Origin of the sequence: Roseovarius litorisediminis (assembly GCF_900172295.1) — a bacterium.
Taxonomy (GTDB): Bacteria; Pseudomonadota; Alphaproteobacteria; order Rhodobacterales; family Rhodobacteraceae; genus Roseovarius; species Roseovarius litorisediminis.
In genome coordinates this window covers 147,015-164,597 of record NZ_FWFL01000006.1, presented here as the reverse complement: position 1 = coordinate 164,597, position 17,583 = coordinate 147,015, and the positions used below count along the sequence as shown (strand labels likewise).

At 56.4% G+C, this 17,583-nt stretch carries 15 protein-coding genes and 1 pseudogene; 5 read left to right on the top strand and 11 right to left on the bottom strand.

The features are described 5' to 3' along the window. Positions 1-16: 16 nt before the first annotated feature. The 5 genes from fabG to PEL8287_RS12760 all read right to left on the bottom strand — a co-directional run bounded on the left by fabG (position 17) and on the right by PEL8287_RS12760 (position 4,760). The gene (gene fabG / locus PEL8287_RS12780) at positions 17-787 is read right to left on the bottom strand and encodes a 3-oxoacyl-ACP reductase FabG (RefSeq protein ID WP_085892806.1); all 771 of its coding nucleotides are present in this window, start codon (positions 785-787) and stop codon (positions 17-19) included. A 20-nt stretch (positions 788-807) separates the two neighbouring features. Continuing rightward, positions 808-1,620 (bottom strand): ABC transporter permease, encoded by an 813-nt coding sequence (locus PEL8287_RS12775; RefSeq protein ID WP_085892805.1) that lies wholly within the window; start codon positions 1,618-1,620, stop codon positions 808-810. Continuing rightward, positions 1,620-2,474 carry an ABC transporter permease gene (locus tag PEL8287_RS12770; protein WP_085892804.1) on the bottom strand — a complete coding sequence of 285 codons (855 nt, stop codon included), beginning with the start codon at positions 2,472-2,474 and terminating at the stop codon, positions 1,620-1,622. Before PEL8287_RS12770 ends, PEL8287_RS12775 begins: the two co-directional genes overlap by 1 nt. Next, a complete protein-coding gene (locus tag PEL8287_RS12765) occupies positions 2,474-3,559 on the bottom strand; it encodes an ABC transporter ATP-binding protein (RefSeq protein WP_085892803.1) in 1,086 nt (361 codons plus the stop codon). Before PEL8287_RS12765 ends, PEL8287_RS12770 begins: the two co-directional genes overlap by 1 nt. A 67-nt stretch (positions 3,560-3,626) precedes the next feature. Continuing rightward, a complete protein-coding gene (locus tag PEL8287_RS12760) occupies positions 3,627-4,760 on the bottom strand; it encodes an ABC transporter substrate-binding protein (protein ID WP_085892802.1) in 1,134 nt (377 codons plus the stop codon). 206 nt (positions 4,761-4,966) lie between these two features. Between PEL8287_RS12760 and qhpR the strand changes: the two genes are divergently transcribed. Continuing rightward, the gene (gene qhpR / locus PEL8287_RS12755; protein ID WP_176228642.1) at positions 4,967-6,001 is read left to right on the top strand and encodes an AraC-like transcriptional regulator QhpR; all 1,035 of its coding nucleotides are present in this window, start codon (positions 4,967-4,969) and stop codon (positions 5,999-6,001) included. A gap of 332 nt (positions 6,002-6,333) precedes the next feature. Here qhpR and PEL8287_RS12750 read toward each other — a convergent pair whose 3' ends face one another. Next, positions 6,334-7,113 carry a DeoR/GlpR family DNA-binding transcription regulator gene (locus PEL8287_RS12750; RefSeq protein ID WP_085892800.1) on the bottom strand — a complete coding sequence of 260 codons (780 nt, stop codon included), beginning with the start codon at positions 7,111-7,113 and terminating at the stop codon, positions 6,334-6,336. A 155-nt stretch (positions 7,114-7,268) separates the two neighbouring features. On the opposite strand from PEL8287_RS12750, the gene PEL8287_RS12745 reads away from it, so the two are divergent. Then, on the top strand, positions 7,269-9,692 hold the full coding sequence (locus PEL8287_RS12745; RefSeq protein WP_085892799.1) for a GcvT family protein: 2,424 nt from the start codon (positions 7,269-7,271) through the stop codon (positions 9,690-9,692). A gap of 27 nt (positions 9,693-9,719) precedes the next feature. Beyond that, on the top strand, positions 9,720-10,652 hold the full coding sequence (locus tag PEL8287_RS12740) for a choline/ethanolamine kinase family protein (protein ID WP_085892798.1): 933 nt from the start codon (positions 9,720-9,722) through the stop codon (positions 10,650-10,652). Between the two features lie 53 nt (positions 10,653-10,705). On the opposite strand, the gene PEL8287_RS12735 is transcribed toward PEL8287_RS12740, so the two are convergent. The 4 genes from PEL8287_RS12735 to PEL8287_RS12720 all read right to left on the bottom strand — a co-directional run bounded on the left by PEL8287_RS12735 (position 10,706) and on the right by PEL8287_RS12720 (position 13,638). Next, complete coding sequence (locus tag PEL8287_RS12735) at positions 10,706-11,485, bottom strand: inositol monophosphatase family protein (protein ID WP_085892797.1); 780 nt, start codon at positions 11,483-11,485, stop codon at positions 10,706-10,708. Between the two features lie 16 nt (positions 11,486-11,501). Continuing rightward, positions 11,502-11,900, bottom strand: coding sequence for a DeoR family transcriptional regulator (locus PEL8287_RS12730; protein WP_085892796.1), 399 nt, complete (start codon positions 11,898-11,900; stop codon positions 11,502-11,504). A 338-nt stretch (positions 11,901-12,238) separates the two neighbouring features. Beyond that, on the bottom strand, positions 12,239-12,946 hold the full coding sequence (locus PEL8287_RS12725; protein WP_085892795.1) for an anti-sigma factor family protein: 708 nt from the start codon (positions 12,944-12,946) through the stop codon (positions 12,239-12,241). Beyond that, positions 12,943-13,638 carry an RNA polymerase sigma factor gene (locus PEL8287_RS12720; protein WP_235862297.1) on the bottom strand — a complete coding sequence of 232 codons (696 nt, stop codon included), beginning with the start codon at positions 13,636-13,638 and terminating at the stop codon, positions 12,943-12,945. Before PEL8287_RS12720 ends, PEL8287_RS12725 begins: the two co-directional genes overlap by 4 nt. Positions 13,639-13,665: 27 nt before the next feature. Here PEL8287_RS12720 and PEL8287_RS12710 point away from each other — a divergent pair, with 27 nt between their 5' ends. Together PEL8287_RS12710 and PEL8287_RS12700 are read left to right on the top strand one after the other, a co-directional pair. Next, entirely contained in the window at positions 13,666-15,123 is a 1,458-nt protein-coding gene (locus PEL8287_RS12710; RefSeq protein WP_139837794.1) for a S8 family serine peptidase, read from the top strand. Positions 15,124-15,306: 183 nt separating this feature from the next. Further along, entirely contained in the window at positions 15,307-16,857 is a 1,551-nt protein-coding gene (locus PEL8287_RS12700) for a PqqD family protein (RefSeq protein ID WP_176228641.1), read from the top strand. A 323-nt stretch (positions 16,858-17,180) separates the two neighbouring features. Here the strand turns inward: PEL8287_RS12700 and PEL8287_RS12695 are convergent. Beyond that, positions 17,181-17,408, bottom strand: a pseudogene (locus tag PEL8287_RS12695) (DMT family transporter); the annotation flags it as partial. Positions 17,409-17,583 lie beyond the last annotated feature (175 nt).

Sequence of the window (17,583 nt, the reverse complement as noted above, 5' to 3'; positions counted from 1 at the left end):
CTCCCTTTCGGGTTTGTTAAATCTCGTCGATGGCTTCCAGCGATTCAGGGATGATCTGCCCGCCGTCAACCACAATCTGTTGTCCGGTTATGTACGCAGCCTCGTCCGAGGCGAAAAACAGCGCGGCATTTCCGATATCTTCGACATTGCCCAGCCGTTTCAGCGGAATCGAGGCCGCCATCGTATCCAGATAGTCCTGCCCAAGATCCTGCAGGCCTTCGGTGTAGATATTGCCGGGCATCACCGCGTTGATCGTGGTGTTATAGCGTGAAAGCTCCATCGCAGCGGTTTTCAGAAAGCCCAACTGTCCAGATTTCGATGCGCCGTAATGTGCCCAACCGGGAAAACCCGTAACCGGTCCGGTGATCGACGATGTCAGCACAACCCGGCCTTTGCCAGCCTTTTCAAAATGTGGGATCGCAGCCTTTACGCACAGGAAAGACGAGCGCAGGTTCGTGGCCATCACCCCATCCCATTCGGCAGGATCCATATCGACGATCTTGGTTTGCGGAAAGGCACCGGCGTTGGCGCACATCACGTCAATGCCGCCCTTGTCACGCGCCACATTTGCGACCATGGCCTGCACGCTGTCCCAGTCCGAGACATCACAAATCTCATAGCTGACATCGCCCTCGATCTCGGCGGCAGCTTTTTTCATGGCTTCTTCCCCGCGCGCCGTGATCGTAACTTTGGCGCCCTGCCGGGCAAAGACGGTTGCAATACCGCGTCCGATCCCCTTGGAGCCACCGGTAACGATGACACTTTTACCTTTGAGTGAAGTAAGCATGTTTTCTCCTCTTCCTATTATCAGTTTTCTGCGGAACGGGATTCGCGCACTGACCGGATCAGCCAATTGAGGCTGAAGGCCAGAAGGATTAGCAGGAAAGACCCTACAACGGACATAACTCCCAGTGTTGGAACAAGGGGCGAATACCCCGATACCATTTTGGCATAGAGCCATTCGGGCAGAGTGGAGTCCGCTCCCGTTGTGAACAGCGACAATGGGAAGTTTCCCCAGCTCAGCAAGAAGGCGAACAGCCCGGCCGAGATGATCCCTGGCATCAACAGGGGGAGGGTGATTTCGCGCAGGATGGTCATTGTGCTTGCCCCCATGTCACGCGCGGCTTCCTCAAGTGCGGGGTCGAAGCTATAGGCGCGGATGGCGACAATCAGCGTGGCAATTGGCGCGATCCAGACCAGATGAGCCACGATGGCCGTTTTCCAAGTCGGGATGATCCCGACCGAGTTGAACCACATCAGAAGGGCCAGCCCGAGAACCGTCTGCGGAAAGAAAATCGGCAGCAAGATCAGCTTCTGAAATAGCGTGCGGTAGCGCCAGTTATACCGGGCAAAAGCAAGTGCACCAAAAAAGGCCACGACCATGGAAATCACAGTCACGATCACGGCCACCTTCAGTGATGTGACCAGCAGATCGCGTACGGTTTCGCTTTGCAGGGCATCGCCATACCACTTGGTCGAATAGCGTTTGATCGGAAAGCTCAGGTAGCGCGCTTTGGAGACTGACGCAAAGCCGACCGAAAGGAGCGGCACGTACAAAAAGAAAATCGTCGCAATGCCATAGACATAAAGCGCGATGCGGGTTGAACGGCTGGGGTTCATCAGCGTTTCCTTCCCATGATCGCATCAAGATCGATCCGGTTGACGCCCAGAATGGCCAGTCCGCCGATGATTATGATCAGGATGACCGACAGTGCAGCCCCCAATGGCCAGTTCTGTCCAAAGGTAAAGGCGGTTTCGATGTCATCTGCGATCACGATCACTGCCTGTCCGCCCAGGATCTTGGATTCGGCCAGCGCGCCGGCGGCAAGAACAAAAGACAAAAGCGATCCGACCATGATCCCCGGTGCTGCGAGCGGCAGATCAATCTGGCGCAAAATCTGCCAGCGTGTCGCCCCCAGATCGGCGGCCGCCTGTCGGGTGTCATCCGGCACCATCGAAATGCCCTGCGCCAACGGAAACAGCATGAAAGGCAGATACACATAGACCAGCCCGAAAATGATAATGCCGGTGTTGTAGAGCGGGCTGTCATACCCGACGCCTGTCCAGGCACGCAAATGCCCTTCGATCAAACCGCCTTTCATCAGCGTCAGTACCCAGCCAAAGAGACGGATGTTTTCTGACACGAAAAGGCTCATCACGACCGCGATTGTCAGGATCAGCGAGAAGCGGCCAAAAACCTTGGCCATTCCATAGGCCAGCGGCCAGCAAATGACGAACAGGATCAGGGTTGAAATCAGCGCCATTCCCAGCGACCACAAGAGCGATTTGTAATAGCCCTGGTCGAAGAACACCGAATAGGCCGCGAAATTCGGCATATGGGCCAGGTCAAACACCTTCGGCGGCATGATGGAAAACAGCGCAACCACCACTAGAGGCGCCAGAAAGCTAAGAGCCAGAATTGCCGCCAGCGGCAGGGCGGACAAAAGGCCAAGTTTGCGGTCAATCCGTTCCATTACGTCCCCCTGATCAGGTGGACGTTTTCGGCGTCAAATCCAAGAATTACTGCGGACCCCTCGTTGCCGCAAAACCGGTCTTCGCGCAGCTTTTCTACGGTCAGGGTTTGCCCCGCCGAGGTTTCAACCTCGTACTGGATGCGTGACCCAAGCGCGTATTCGGCACGCAGTATACCGCGCACAATGAAGTCGGCAGTGGCCGAGCTTGTCAGAAAACGCACATATTCAGGCCGCACCATCAATGTCCCGGTCACGCCCTTTTCAAGCGAAATACCGAAGTCCCGAGTGTCGCCGTTAACGTGAATTTCAATGCCTTTGCCGTGCAACCCGTCCGATGCAGTGCCTTCGACGTCAAACAGATTCACCTCGCCCATGAATTCGGCCACAAACCGGCTGACCGGGCGGCCGTAAATCTCGTCCGCTACCGATATCTGTTCAAATCGGCCCTCTCGCATGATCGCGATCCGGTCGGACATTACCATCGCTTCCTCCAGCGAATGGGTGATGTAGACAAAGGTTTTTCCGGTGCGGGCGTGCAGCGATTTCAGTTCTTTTTCAAGGGTCTTGCGCAGGCGGTAGTCCAGCGCCGACAGCGGCTCGTCGAAAAACAGGATCTCGGGGTCAAAGGCCAGTGCACGGGCCAGTGCCACGCGCTGTTTCTCACCCCCTGAGCATTCCGAAATCCGCTTTTGGTAATAACTTTGCGGAAGGCGTAGCAGGTCCAGCAGTTCCAGCGCACGCGCCTTGCGGTCGGCGGGCGCCGCGCCCCGCAGCTTTAGCGGAAATTCGATGTTCTGGCCCACACTCATATGCGGAAACAGGGCAAGCGACTGAAACACCATACAGGTCGGGCGCAGGTTGGCCGGAGTCTGGTCGATCCGTTTGTCGCGCAACCAGATTTCGCCTTCGGACAGCTCGTCCATGCCTACCAACAGGCGGATCATCGTTGATTTGCCGCTGCCAGAAGGGCCGACAATCGTAAAGAATTCGCCTTCTTCAATCTCAAGGTCAACGCCATGCAGCGCGGTGAAGTTGCCGAATTTTTTCACGACCTGACGAAGCCGCAAAATGGGTTGCGATTGCATATTCTGAACCTGAGCTAGGATTTAAACTGCAGCCCCGGGGCGCATACGCCCCGGAGTATCATTAAGGTCAAGACCGACGTGCTTTGGTATAGATTTCGATCAGCGCATCATAGGATGCCACCACCTCGTAATCCAGCGACCGATCCATTTCTTCCGCCAGGCTATCCATCTGGATCGCATCCAGCTCATCTGCATCAAACAGGGCCATAACCTCTGAGTTGCCCATCTGTGCCACCGGGTTATAGGTGCCTTCGGTAAAGGCCACCGCCTTGGATATTTCCGGAGACTGCACGAATTCCAGGAAATCCTCGGCCAGATTGCTGGGGTCGGGGTTGTTCACCGCCGAGGTCAGCTCAATCCACACAACGCCGCCCTTGCCGTCAACCGGCCCGGATTTGGGCGTTATAGCTCGTATGTTTGTAGCGCCATCAAAGCGTGCCGGAGAGGCAGTGTAGGTGCCGCCGGTGAAGTAGGCGTCTATCTCGCCATTGATCAGGGCGGTGTTCATCGCCACCAGGTCATCGGTCAGCAGCTTGGCACCGCCAAAGATCTGCTCGGCGACTGATTTGAACTTGGCCTGATCATCCCCTTCGACCGGCGCAAACGGGTTCAGACCCGCCGTCAGGCACATATGGATAACATTCCAGTTGTCATAGGTCAGAACGCCGTAACGGTCCTTCATCTTTGAATCCAGAAACAGGTTCCAGCCCTGATCCTCGGCCATCTCGCGGCTGATGACATCGGTGTTCACAACAAAGCTGAACGGCCCATACCGCTGCGGCATGCCGATCAGGTTGCCATCATCGGCGAAAGACAGCGGATAAGGTGCCGCGAACTCGGGCAGCATCTTTTCGAAATGGGGCATGAACCGGTCTTTGTTCAGCGGCTTGATCAGACCTTCCGGGTACAGCTGATCGCGGGCCCATGGCTGGTTGACGTTTATCAAGTCCCAGACCGAGGTCTCTCCTGCTCGCAGTTTATTGATCATATCCGGGTCGGAAGTGCCGCTTTCGGCGCGCACTGTGGCGCCCGCGTTGGCAGACCGGAATGGCCCCAGCACCTCGTCCGAGTTGTACCCCTCCCAGCAAAGGATGTTCATTTGGTCGTTGCGGGCCGCAAATGCGGGTGACAAAGGCCCGCCGACAGCAAGGCCAGCCATAGCAGCGGCACGGCCCGTGAATTGTCTTCTGGTAAGTGTCATGGTGTTTCCCTGTTGTTGGCCAATTTTTTTTAGTGAATTCAGCCTAGACAGCAAATCGGTAAACTGACTTGACAGCAGGTGTTTGAAATTTAACAGCAGCGACCATGCACCCGGTACCTCGGTTGTCTTAGAGTCTGCACGTTTTGTAGAAACCTTAACTTGGCGTATGCTTCGTACTTCTGAAAGCGAATCGGACAAAGATGGGTATGCCTGCTGAAACTTTCGATGTTCTGGCCCCGGCCAAGGTGCTGTCTGCGGCAGCCGACGGCGCGGCGCGGCTGTTTGAAAAAAACGGCGGTTGTCTTGACCGGATATTCGGCAATGCCGGTATTTCCCTGGAAGAACTTGACAGCCCGGTGTCCGAGATCAATCTCGCACAGTATTGCAATATGTTCGAAACCGCCGCGGAACAGACGAAAAATGGCAATATCGGCCTTCAATTCGGCCGCAACTTCCTACCCCGTCAGTTAGGAATGCTTGGTTACGCGGCGATCAGTTCTCCCACACTTGCCGCTGGCCTGCGCAATATGGAGACCTTCTTTCCGGCCCATCAGGAACAAACAAGTTTCGGACTGATACAGGACGACGGCATTCTTTGGCTCAGCTATCGCATTGTCGACCCGCGCATTCCGAACCGCCGTCAGGATGCCGAACTTTCGCTTGGTATGTTCTGCAATGTATTCCGCAACGCGCTGGGAGAAAACTGGTCGCCGCTTGAAGTTCGATTTGAACATGCCAAACCCGACAATGCACATGAGCATGAAACGGCTTTTGGTGCGCCGGTCGTTTTCAACCGCCGGACGAACGCACTTGCCTTTCGGCGCAGCGATCTGGACGTCAAGATGCCCGGGCATGACCCGTATCTTTTTTCAATGGTCAAAGCGTTTATGGAAAGCCGCAGCAAGACGTCTGAAGACCCTGTAAATTTTGCTACAGTCGTACGCAACGAAATCAAGATGCAGTTGGGCAGCAGCATTCCAGCCTTGGGCGATATCGCATCCATTCTTGGCATTTCCGGCCCGTCCTTTCAGAAACGACTGCGCAAACATGGCTTGTCCTACAACGATATCCTGCGGGCGGCACGGCATGAGCTGGCGTTGCACTATATGGATGATCCGGAAATTGCCCTGACAGAAATCGCGTTAAATCTTGGTTATTCAGAATTATCCGCGTTCTCGCGTGCATTCCGGAACTGGACTGGAATGAGCCCCCAAAGATACCGGCGGGTCTCTAGAAGCTAAGTGTTTCAGATCGAAAACCTGTAGTGTGCCTGCGCCACGAACCGCCTTCCGACTGGCAAGCGCAACGTCTGCGCACTACAACCCCTTGAAAACCCTGCTTCGCGTATCGCGGAAATCGCCAGTACAGACGAATGGGCTATCAGCGACGTGTTGCCGCCAAGTCTGATTGGCTTTTACATGCGCAACCCGGTGCCGTTTTACGGGCTTGACAGAAGAGACCAGCTTGAGGCGGGCAGGGTGGATTTGTAGTGTTAGGATATGATTAAACCTGATCCATTTCGCTTTTACAAAACGAACGGTTGATTATCCGCCTGACTGCTTCCAAGTCAGGATTATTCGGCAATTTTTCTATACCGATTTGCCTCGATGAAATTTTGTGCGTCCAACAAATTATCGAACGCCTTATCAGGACGCCTGTCGCAAACCACGATGTCTTGAGGCCCGAGATCTGGCAGTCGTAGTGATGCATTCCCGCCTTTTTCGTTGAATTTGGTGTGGTCCACCGCCATCACCGTCTTGGCCGAGACCTCCATCATTGCTTTCGCGATGTCGACTTCACATTGGTCATACGCGAGGAACCCGCGAAGAGGATGAACTGACGATGCCGAGAGAATGGCAAGTTCAACTGATACGCTGCCAATGACTTCGAAGGCCGCACGATCAAAGGCGGCGGCGTCGTGGTTGCGCAGCTGAGTGCCGGCCATAAAAACACGATTCCCCTCTATCAGCGCAAGCTGGCTCGCTATGTAGGCCGAGTTCGTTACCACTGTGAGGTTCTGCTTTGCCTCAAGCGCCTGTGCGACGAAGGCGGAGGTTGAACCGGTGTCGATCATGACCGAGCCGCCGTCGTTTACCATCGCGGCCACCGCGTTCGCGATCGCAACTTTTTCTGGGCGATTTTCATTCATGCGCGCGAGAAATGGTGGGTCAGTCACTTTCTGCGTACTGACCAGCGCGCCGTGAACCTTGCGCACTTCGCCGCGTTCCACCAGAGGCTTCACGATGCGCCGAATCGTCTGATCCGAGACGTCGAGAATGCGCGCCAGCTCTGCGACCGAAATCGTACCGCGCAGATTCACCGTACTTAGAATGTTGTGCTCGTGTTTTGACATGATTCTCTCAGTATATGCGGGGTTCTGAGAAAATTTGAGTGAAAATTGACCCTGCAAACAACATAAAACAACAATAATGGTATAAAAATGTTGCTTTATGTTGAAATGAGGTGTGTATTTCTAAAAATTGCAATGTCACAGAAGGGTCGATTGGCATGACGACGCACGCGGCGAAACACCTTGTCATCGGAGGCGGGATCATCGGTTGCTCCGTTGCCTATCATCTGGCCAAGTCCGGCGAGACGGACATCGTACTTCTTGAGAAGGCGTCCCTTACCGAAGGCGCCACCTGGCACGCGGCTGGGTTGGTCGGGCAATTGCGCTCGTCGCGCAACACCACACGGATGCTAAAGCGCTCGGTCGCGATGTACGATGCTCTTGAAGCGGAAACCGGAATGGCCTTCGACTGGAAGAAAGTCGGAAGTCTGCGGCTTGCCGCCACGCGCGAACGCCTGCTGGAAGCCAAGCGGCTGGCGACGATGGCTCGCAGTTTCGGGCTTGATATGGAAATTATCACGCCGGCGGATGCGAAGGAGCTTTTCCCTTACATCGATGCAAAAGGCATCGAGGGCGCCGCTTTCATCCCGTCTGACGGCCATGTGGACCCTGCAAGCCTGTGTCAGGCGATCGCCGCCGGGGCGCGCAAGCGGGGTGTGCAGATCCGGCAGCGCGTGAAAGTCACGGATTTCGAGATCACCGGTCGACGTATCACGAAGGTCATGACAACCGAGGGTGACTATGAGTCCGAGAACATCATCCTTGCCGCGGGCATGTGGAGCCGCGAACTTGCAGCGAAGCTGGGCGTTACCGTGCCGGCTTGTGCTGTTGAGCACCAGTATATTGTGACTGAACCGCTGCCGAATCCGGAATTGGTGAAGGGCCTTCCCACGTTACGCGACCCTGAGCGGCTGGTCTACTACAAGCCAGACGCGGGCGGGCGACTGGTTATCGGTGGCTATGAAGAGGGTACCTTGCCCTTTGGCGACAAGGGCATTCCCGGCGAGTTCGTGCGGCAATTGCTGCCGGACAACCTCGATCGTTTCGCGCCGCTGGCGGAATTGGCAGGCGAGGTAACACCGGTCGTTAATGAGGTGGGTATCCGCCAGGTTATCAACGGCCCGATTCCTTATTCCGCGGATGGCGATTTTGTCATGGGCTGGGCGCCGGAACTGGACAACCTGATGCTGTCGACGGGTTTTCTTTATGGCATTGCCGCCGGGGGCGGCGCTGGCGAGATGATTGCAGAGTGGATTATCGAAGGCCGCCCCAGTCTCGACCTGTGGCCGCTTGATGTGCGTCGGTTCAGCCCGCACCACTCCACACGCGCCTTCATGTATCCGCGTGCGGTCGAGCATTATGCGCATCACTACAAGATGCGCTATCCAGGACAAGAGGCGGAAACTGCCCGCAATCTGCGCCTAAGCCCGCTTTATGACCGGTTGAAGGGCCATGGCGCCGTTTACGGCTCGAAAAATGGGTGGGAGCGCCCGCTCTGGTTTGCGCCGGAAGGGGTCGAACCGGTCGATCAGCTTGATTTCATCAACCCCGGCTGGAAAAAATACGCCGCGGAAGAACATAAGGTGGTGCGCGAGGGCGTTGCGCTGATCGACCAGTCAAGCTTTGCCAAGTTCGAACTGATCGGGGCGGGGGCACTTGAGGCGCTACAGGGCATGGCCGTGTCCAACATGGACAAGCCCGTGGGCAGTGTCATCTATACCCAGCTCTGCAACACGACGGGCGGGATTGAGGCCGATCTGACCATCACGCGCTTGGGCAAGGACCGGTTCTACATCGTCACAGGATCCGGGTTTGGTGTGCATGACAGTGACTGGATTCGCCGCGCCCTGCCAAAGGATGCCTCCGTGCACCTGATCGACATGACCTCGGCCAAGGCCGTGATCAACATCTGTGGTCCGAAGGCCCGCGATGTGCTTCAGGCGGTTAGCGAGATGGATCTGTCAAATGAAGCTTTCCCCTTCGGGACAGCGAAAGACATCATCGTAGGCGCAGCCCATGTTCAAGCGGTGCGTATCGGCTATGTCGGCGAACTGGGGTGGGAGCTCCACGTGGCGACCGAATTTGCTCGGCATGTCTACGACTGCTTGTGGGATGCCGGGCAGGCGAATGGCATCCGCGACGTCGGCTATCGCGCGATCGAGTCCCTGCGACTGGAAAAGGGCTATCTTTACTGGAGCGCCGACATCACCCCGGATTACACGCCGATTGAGGCTGGGCTAGGGTTCCGTGTCCACTTTAAAAGCAAGGGCGACTACACCGGTCGCGCCGTGCTGGAGCAGCAGAAAACGAACGGACCCGAGCAGCGGCTTTGCACCTTCACCTGCGATGACAAGCTGCCCGTCACTGGCGGCGAGACCATCCTGAGCGGGACCGAAGTTGTGTCACTGGCCTCCAGTGCGGGTTACGGCAATACGGTCGGCAAGACGATCGTCCTCGGATACCTGCCCACGGCGCTGGACGGGGAGAAAGATTTCGAACTGGAGGTGTTCGGCGAACGCCATCCGATCCGCCGAGTAGACGGGCCGCTCTACGATCCGGCCAATCACCGGCTGAAGGCCTGAAAGGGAAAAACAGAGGGGTAGCGAAAGTTGACAGAGGATAACATCGAAAGGGTTCTGAGCGTTCTGCGAAGGGTCGAGGGCTTGGCGGATGTCACGCCGGAGACCGCGAGTGTTCAAAGGCTGGGCGGGTTGACGAACCTCGTGTACCGCGTCGAAACCGGGGAGCGCAGCGTGATCGTGCGTATTCCGGGCGATGGCACCGAGGAATATATCGACCGGGCCGTCGAAATCCACAACACTAAGGTTGCGGCTAAGACCGGGGTTGCGCCCCGTGTGCTTTGGGACGATGCGGCCTCCGGCAACCTTGTTTGCGATTGTGTCGAGGGTATCGTCACGATGACGCCGGACCTGTTCCATTCAAGATCCGGCGCCCCCGCCCGTGCGGGTGCCGCACTGCGTCAGCTGCACGATGCAGGCGAGCCCTTCAAGTTCCGCTTTGAACTGTTTTCGATGATCGACGACTACCTGAAGGTGCTGTCCACCAAGGATACGGAGTTGCCCGAAGGTTACGCCGGAGTGGTCGCCGAAGCGGAGCCGATCAAGAAGCTTCTTGCCGACAAACCCGGCGCGCTTGTGCCTAGCCAATGCGATCCGTTGTGCGAAAACTTCCTCGACGATGGTGTCCGTATGTGGATCGTCGATTTCGAATATTCCGGGATGAACGACCCGCTGTGGGATCTTGGCGACCTCTCGGTCGAGGCAGGGCTTACGGACGCGCAGGATCTCGAGATGCTGACCGCCTATTTTGGCAAGGCGCCCACGGACGAACAGATTGGGCGAACTGTTATTTACAAGGCTATGTGCGACCTGCTTTGGACACTCTGGGGCCTGATCCAGCACGCAGATGACAACCCGGCGGAAGATTTCTGGGCCTATGCCATCAACCGGTTCGAGCGCTGCAAGGCGCTGATGACGGACCCGGCCTTTGCCGACCATGTCGAAGCCGTGCGCCGAGGCTGACTATCTCTCTCCCCGACTTGCGGGCGTGTGGATGATCCCTCACGCCCGTCTTTTTAGTTCAGCAGGGCAAGCAACTCGGTGTGGAGTTCCGGCGTGGCCGCGCTCACAACCCGACCGTCAGATTGAAAGTCGAGCGGCTTTCCATGCCAATCAGTGATCACACCGCCGGCCTCTTCGATGATGGGTGCCATGGCAAGAAAGTCATAAGGTTTCAGATCGTAGTCGAGGACCGCGTCGATCTGGCCCGCAGCCACAAGCGCGTGAGGCTGACAATCATATGAGAGACGCCGGAGCCGTCCGGCATGCATGAGCCGGTCGAACACGGCCGGCGCGTCAGTATAAATCTTCTCGCCCTCGTTGATGAATAGCATTGCGTCTTCGATTGTCCTGCAATCGGACGCTGCAATGCTACTGCCATTCCGGGTGGCGCCCATGCCTCTTGCCGCTGCGTAGACTTGGCCGAGGGCCGGCAGGCGGCAAATGCCCAGAAGCGGCTTTTGCCCCCGCGTCATTGCCAGCAGCATTCCGAACAGCGGTACACCTGCGATGAAGGAGCGGGTGCCGTCGATAGGATCAACGACCCAGACGGTCTCTTTCTCAAGACCCTCAGTGCCGTACTCCTCGCCGAAAAGCCCGTCGTCGGGATAGGCTTTGAGCAATGCGTCGCGGATTGACCGTTCGGTTTCCTGATCCGCAATCGTGACGGGGCTGGCATCGGCCTTTGTGACAATCTCAAGCGCGCCATTAAAATGGGCAAGCGAGATCTGGCTTGCGGTTTCGGTGATCTCTAGGGCCTTGCCCAGACGGGTGCGCAGGTCGGTCAGAGTTGGCATGGTCTGTCTTTCAGGTTCAGTCCGCAACGACGATTTCCGTGCCCGATGTCTGGGCAGTGTTCTGGATATCCTCGGGACGCGGAGTGTCGGTGATCAGTAGGTCCACGGTCGATGGCGCGCTGTTGCCGGTCAGAGCGGCCACATGCGCGGCGATGCGTTGTTTCGGGGCAGGGTTTTCCGCCATCCGCTGAGTAAAGCTCAGTTCGGTCGATCCGTCTTGCAGCAGGACGCCTCCATGCACCTTGTGGACCAGTGCTTTGACGGAAAGGCGTCGCACGTTGCGTTGTATGGTCACCTCTGACAATTCCGGCGCTTTGGCGATTGACTGGATGCGCATACTCCCACCAGCCCGGGCCAATAGCTTGATGAGCTTGGCGCCGCGCGACGACAGTGGCAGCGTTCTGCATTCCGGCATGGGTGAGGCTGGTGTCGTTTGGCATGTGGGTTTCTGATGTGCCTTTCAGCAATTTAGTGCAAATAACCATAAAAGCGAACGGATACCCATCATAAAGCAACAGAAATTAAATAAAAATGTTAATTTGCGTTGGAAAACGTTGGAGATTGGGCCGCGCAATAGAATGAAGCGACAGCCGGCGACGGAACTCGTCCGTTCTTCCATGCCCCATAGGTCGTCTCCTTTGTTGCAGTAAATGCTATCAAAGGAGCGGCATCAAACCGCGATAGGCCCAAGCTGCATGCCCGTGCGACACAGATTTGGCCAGTGCCTAGTGTTCAGCTACCTGTCTAAAAGTATTATTTCACCTTTATTTCGAGCAGCAATTCCCGTTCTTCTTCGAAAGAAAGCGCTGGACTTGCATTTATCGAATCCAGAAAGCTGTCGATCAGTTCGTCAGAGCCCGCCGATGCTGGGGCAAAGACGTCTTCTGAGCTTTCGCTGACACTGAACGCAACTTGCCAATCAGTATTTGTACGGCAGGCGACGAACCTGGTCTTGGTTGTGCTGGACGGCGCCAATAACATCAGCCGGCACAACCCACGTGCTGTTTCAAATGTACCAATCGCTCTCAGACGTGCGCCATCGGCCAGATCAAGCGAGTTACCAGTCTGCACCGTGCCTGTGACTCGTTCAGCTTCGGCCAGCCCTGTCAAAGCCCCCTTTTTCATCGCAGCCTGAAACGCCCACCCCAAGCCTACGCCGACAACCAGGGTTGCAGCCAATGCCACCGGCCAGAAAGATGCCTTCAAAGGTGGCGTGCGTGCCTTGCCGCTTTTTATGTCACTATTCTGAACAGCCTGAATCAATCTTTTAGGGACAGGCCCCGGTGACAGGGCAGTTCGTAGTGCTTCGGACGTAGCCACAAAAACGGCGTGGCGCGCCTGTAAATCGGGATCGCGCGCGATGCGGGCATCAAGTGCTTTGGTATCGTGATCACTAAGTTCACCGTCGGCATGGGCCATAAGCATTTCGTCACTCACAAGTTGATTGGCATTTTCACTCATTCCGCCTCTCCCTTTTTGCGAGTGGCGCTCATCTGTCCGATCCCCAGTTTGTCCGCCAGGTTGCCTCGGGCGCGGGCGAGTCTGCTCATTATTGTTCCAACGGGCACTTCAAGCATTTCGGCCGCCTCGCGATATTTATGGCCTTCGACACAAACCAGCATCAGCACGGCGCGTTGGTCTTCTGGCAATTCGTTCATTGCGGTGCTTACCCGTTGCAATTCCAGCCTTGCCTCAGTCGAGCGGGGGCCATCCTGACCGACGAGAGGTTGCAAAATCTCAGCATCGTCTATGTCCACCGTTGGCCGCGCAGCGCGGTGCTGGTCAATCCAGTTGTTGCGCATGATACGGAACAGCCAGCTGTCCAAACGGGTATCTGGCGTAAAACTGGACATATTTCGAAGCGCCTTTTCAACTGTTTGCTGCACAAGATCATCCGCTTGATCCCAGGCCGGCGCCAGGCTTCGCGCAAAAGCACGAAGCCGCGGCAACATGGCGACGATCTGAATCTGTAGAGGTTCACTCACTCTTGATTTTCCGTCGATAGCGGCGGGCAAATAATCGCTCTTATAGGACAAACGCTGCCGGAAAGGTTTTATTCCACAATTTAATGTGAATATCTCTAAGGCGAAATCTATGAATAATCCGGTGGGATGCAACGTTTTGATAGTCTGGAGCGGCTTTGTCAGTACCACATCTTAACTGCAGGGAGATCATGATTCATGAGTGACCGCGAAAATGATAGCCCCGACCTTGCACGCCGCAGGCTTCTTAAACGTATCGGTTTGGCCGGCGTGACAATTTACAGTGCGCCTGCATTAACCAATCTGGGTGTCGCACATGCCTCAGGCGGTGGGGATGGCGGCGGGGGGGATGGTGGCGGCGGGTCCGGCGGTGGAGATGCTGGTAACGACGGAGGCCCTGGTGGCGGCGCATCCGGAGGTGGTGGCGGCTCGTCCGGGCCAAGCGGATCTGATCGCGGTGAGAAAGGAAACAATGGCGGTGAAAGTGGTCGGGATGGTGGCGCAGACAATGCAGGCATCTCGCAAACTCAGCACCGCCGCAAGGCAGCAAATAGTACACCGAAACCGCCAACCGAAATCGTGATGTTTCTGCCTGCAGCCAGCAAAGGCCTGGATCGGGCGCGGGCGGCAGGATACTCGGTTCAGGCAACGGCGACCAACACGGTTTTGGGCGGAAAGCTTTACCGACTGTCGGTTCCTTCCGGGCGTTCGATCGAGGAAGGGCGAAAAGAACTTCGGAGCCTCGTCCCGGATTCAACTCCGGAAGTGAATCATTTTTATACGCCCGATGATTTTCTCTGTGACGATGGCGCCTGCGCTGCGAACGAGATGATCGGATGGTCGGGCTGGCCAAGTATATATGCGCCGCGCATCGGAATGATCGACACCGGGATAAATCTGGATCATGACGCTTTGTCGGGCCAAAACCTGACGGTTCATCAGGTTGACCTGGATGGACGCCAGTCGGCAGGACGTAAGCACGGCACTGCAATTGCCGCCATGTTTGTCGGAAGGATGGATCAACGGGTGCCGGGCTTGTTGCCAAATGCCGAGTTGGTTGCAGTTGAGGCGTTTCACAAGGGCAGTTCCGGTGATCAGGCGGATGTGTTCTCGCTGGTGCAGGCGGTTGATATCCTGCTCGAAGCCAAGGTCAGCGTCATTAATATGAGCTTTTCCGGCCCTGAAAATTCATTGCTAGAGCAGGTTGTGGAACGGGCCGCTGCAGCAGGTGTTGCCGTGGTCGCAGCGGCGGGGAACAACGGCCCCGGGGCAGGACCGGCCTATCCGGCAGCCTTTGAAAGGGTATTGGCGGTGACTGCAGTTGACAAACAGGAACACGTCTATCGCCAGGCCAATCGTGGCCCGTATATAAACTTTGCCGCACCCGGTGTGGGTGTTTGGGTGGCGGCGTCGATTTCAGGCGGCCGCCTGAAATCGGGCACCTCTTATGCCGCGCCGTTCGTCACGGCCTCGCTTGCAGTGCAACTAATGCGTCTGCCAAACCTGCCCTTGAACGTAACGATAGGCGAAATGATGCGTTGCGCCAAAGACTTGGGGGATCCGGGGGTCGATCCGGTGTTTGGAAACGGCCTTGTCGCTGCCCCTGGGCAATGTTTCGCCGATGAGGCGAATGTATTTCCCGCATCGGGGGAATAAAACTGAAACTATCCCGTTTTTGTAGTGTCGCACGTTGCGTGCGGTCGACGGAAACAAATTGGAGAAAATTCATGGATGAGAACGAGACCCCAGATCTGTCGCGGCGCAAGCTGCTGGCAAGACTCGGCCTTGCGAGCGGTGTCGCCTACGTTGCGCCGGTCATGATGCATCTCGGCGCGGCACATGCCTCTGGCGGTGACGGCGGCGGCGACGGCGGCGGTGGTGACGGCGGCGGTGGCTCCGGTGGTGGTGCTGGCGGTGGCTCCGGTGGCGGTGCAGGTGGTGGCTCCGGTGGTGGCTCCGGTGGCGGTGCTGGCGGTGGCTCCGGTGGTGGCTCCGGTGGCGGGGGCGATGGATCTAGCGGAAGCGGCTCTGGCGGTGGATCCGATGACGGTAGCGGTACAGGTGGGTCTGACGACTCAGGTAGCTCCACAGATTCGTCAAGCAGCTCTACTAGCGCTAATAACTAGCATGGGCCAAACTGGTCACATGACTAAGAAAAAGGGGGGCGCAGGTGATGCGCCCCCCAAGTCCGATATTGAGTCTCTGCAAATTGTGGATATCCCTCACGCTGTCAATCTGCATGACGCTCCAGACGTCGGCCGGGCGTTGGATACGGTCATGCCCGGATGGATCCACTCGAAGCGACAATATCACCCCACATCACCGATACCGGCGACTACAATCCGAAGAAAAGACGACGGAAGTTACGATTTCCGGTCCCGTTGGACGCATCGGGCACTTCAGAATCTTGGACTGGCAGGGGCAACCTGTGCTGTGGTTGCGGATCTGTCGCAGGCGTTTTGCGATGCCCACCCCGGAACTCTGGGCCTGCATTGCGGCGCGGTTTGTATCGGCGGGCATCTGGTAGCACTCACCGGGCCGTATCACGCGGGTAAAACAACTCTGGTCACCCGCCTTGCAACAGAACAAGGCATCAGCCTTTTTTGCGACGATATCCTGCCTGTCCTGCCAGATGGACGGGCCTATAGCCTTGGGGTTCAGCCCCGGCTACGATTACCCCTGCCGCCAAAAGTCACCCCCGAGTTTCACGCATTCGTGGACGCTCATCTGACAGTGCGCGACAAGCGTTATGGTTTCGTAGACATGCCAAACCTCGCAACGCGCGGCAGTCGGGCTCCTTTGGCCGGGTTTGTAATCCTCTCTCGTAAAGAGGGGGTGGCAGCCTCGTTGCATCAGGTAGATATCGCCGAGACGGCAAGTTATCTGATCCGTCAAAACATCGCTGATCCGGGTGCCGTCGACACGCATTTCGATCAGATTGTTGCGATGGCCGAGAACGTTGTTTGCCTCAAGCTGCAATATTCCGATCTTGAAGACGCCGTTCCTTTAATCAGGGACGCTTTCAGCGGGGATAAAATTCCTTCCCCGAATATCGAAATAGGTCCGCCATGCCCCCCGGAGCCGGATGAAATTGACTGCAAGATTGCAGATCTACACCTTGTTTATCAACGTAACGACCTGGTGATACCCCGTCAGATTGGATCTGATACCTTTTTGTGGCAAATAGAAGAACGCAATTTTTACAGTTTAAACCAAATCGCCGCCGCAATTTGGACTTTGCTAGAAACGCCGGCAACCGGCCTGACAATTGCTGGTATCCTGCAAGAAGCTTTTCCAGCTTGCGAGGCCGAAAAGATCGAAAAAGACACCGCAGAGCTTTTGGGTTTTATGCGATCCCGCAATTTGGTTTCCGTTTGCGACGCCAGTTGATTTGTAAAAAGAATTTCAACCTCGCTTCTTCAGCGGCGACGTCGTGCCCGAGTCAGCAGCCGCCCGCCTTGTGGCCCCAAAAAACACTGTTGTGACATTCTCGGTGATCTCCCAGGTCGCCCGGTTGCGGTCGTAAACAAAAAGTGTGTCACCGGATGTCAATTCCTGTCTTGTCGCGGAAGGGGAGAATGCGAGATTGGCCAGAAGTTCGCGGACTGCGCTGCAACGACCCAATCTGCGTTCCAACAAATCTGCACGAGAACGCGGCAGCGGGTGCTAGACCAAGAAATGTGAAAACGACGATTGGGGGTCCAAACGGATGATCAATGCCTCGCCGTTTTGGAAAAGAACGGTATCACCAAAATCTCGATCAGGATGAGGGCTGTTCCCAGATAGGCCGGAAAGCCGGGTAGCTGGTCGAAAACTAGCCTTCCCATCATCGCGATCATGGCAGTGCCGAGACCGGACCAAATGGCATAGAAGACACCAACCGGCAGGAATTTCAAGACAAGTGCCATGAAGTAGAAGGAGGTCGCATAGCCGATTACAACAACAAACGCAGGCCTGAACTATTCACTGGTCTGAAGCGCCAAGGTGACGACTGTCTTGGCCAGGACAGCCAGAAGGAGGTAGAAATAGGGTATGTTGTCTTCGGTTTGAAAGCAGAGTCGACAGGCTGATACGGGTTCGCAGCGGCTTTTCGGTCGGACACCCGGGAGAGCGCCG

What these genes read in the sequence shown, in the direction of transcription:
- fabG (WP_085892806.1), bottom strand. Translation starts at nt 787, where the DNA reads ATGCTTACTTCACTCAAAGGTAAAAGTGTCATCGTTACCGGTGGCTCC.
- PEL8287_RS12775 (WP_085892805.1), bottom strand. Translation starts at nt 1,620, where the DNA reads ATGAACCCCAGCCGTTCAACCCGCATCGCGCTTTATGTCTATGGCATT.
- PEL8287_RS12770 (WP_085892804.1), bottom strand. Translation starts at nt 2,474, where the DNA reads ATGGAACGGATTGACCGCAAACTTGGCCTTTTGTCCGCCCTGCCGCTG.
- PEL8287_RS12765 (WP_085892803.1), bottom strand. Translation starts at nt 3,559, where the DNA reads ATGCAATCGCAACCCATTTTGCGGCTTCGTCAGGTCGTGAAAAAATTC.
- PEL8287_RS12760 (WP_085892802.1), bottom strand. Translation starts at nt 4,760, where the DNA reads ATGACACTTACCAGAAGACAATTCACGGGCCGTGCCGCTGCTATGGCT.
- qhpR (WP_176228642.1), top strand. Translation starts at nt 4,967, where the DNA reads ATGCCTGCTGAAACTTTCGATGTTCTGGCCCCGGCCAAGGTGCTGTCT.
- PEL8287_RS12750 (WP_085892800.1), bottom strand. Translation starts at nt 7,113, where the DNA reads ATGTCAAAACACGAGCACAACATTCTAAGTACGGTGAATCTGCGCGGT.
- PEL8287_RS12745 (WP_085892799.1), top strand. Translation starts at nt 7,269, where the DNA reads ATGACGACGCACGCGGCGAAACACCTTGTCATCGGAGGCGGGATCATC.
- PEL8287_RS12735 (WP_085892797.1), bottom strand. Translation starts at nt 11,485, where the DNA reads ATGCCAACTCTGACCGACCTGCGCACCCGTCTGGGCAAGGCCCTAGAG.
- PEL8287_RS12730 (WP_085892796.1), bottom strand. Translation starts at nt 11,900, where the DNA reads ATGCCGGAATGCAGAACGCTGCCACTGTCGTCGCGCGGCGCCAAGCTC.
- PEL8287_RS12725 (WP_085892795.1), bottom strand. Translation starts at nt 12,946, where the DNA reads ATGAGTGAAAATGCCAATCAACTTGTGAGTGACGAAATGCTTATGGCC.
- PEL8287_RS12710 (WP_139837794.1), top strand. Translation starts at nt 13,666, where the DNA reads ATGAGTGACCGCGAAAATGATAGCCCCGACCTTGCACGCCGCAGGCTT.
- PEL8287_RS12700 (WP_176228641.1), top strand. Translation starts at nt 15,307, where the DNA reads ATGCCTCTGGCGGTGACGGCGGCGGCGACGGCGGCGGTGGTGACGGCG.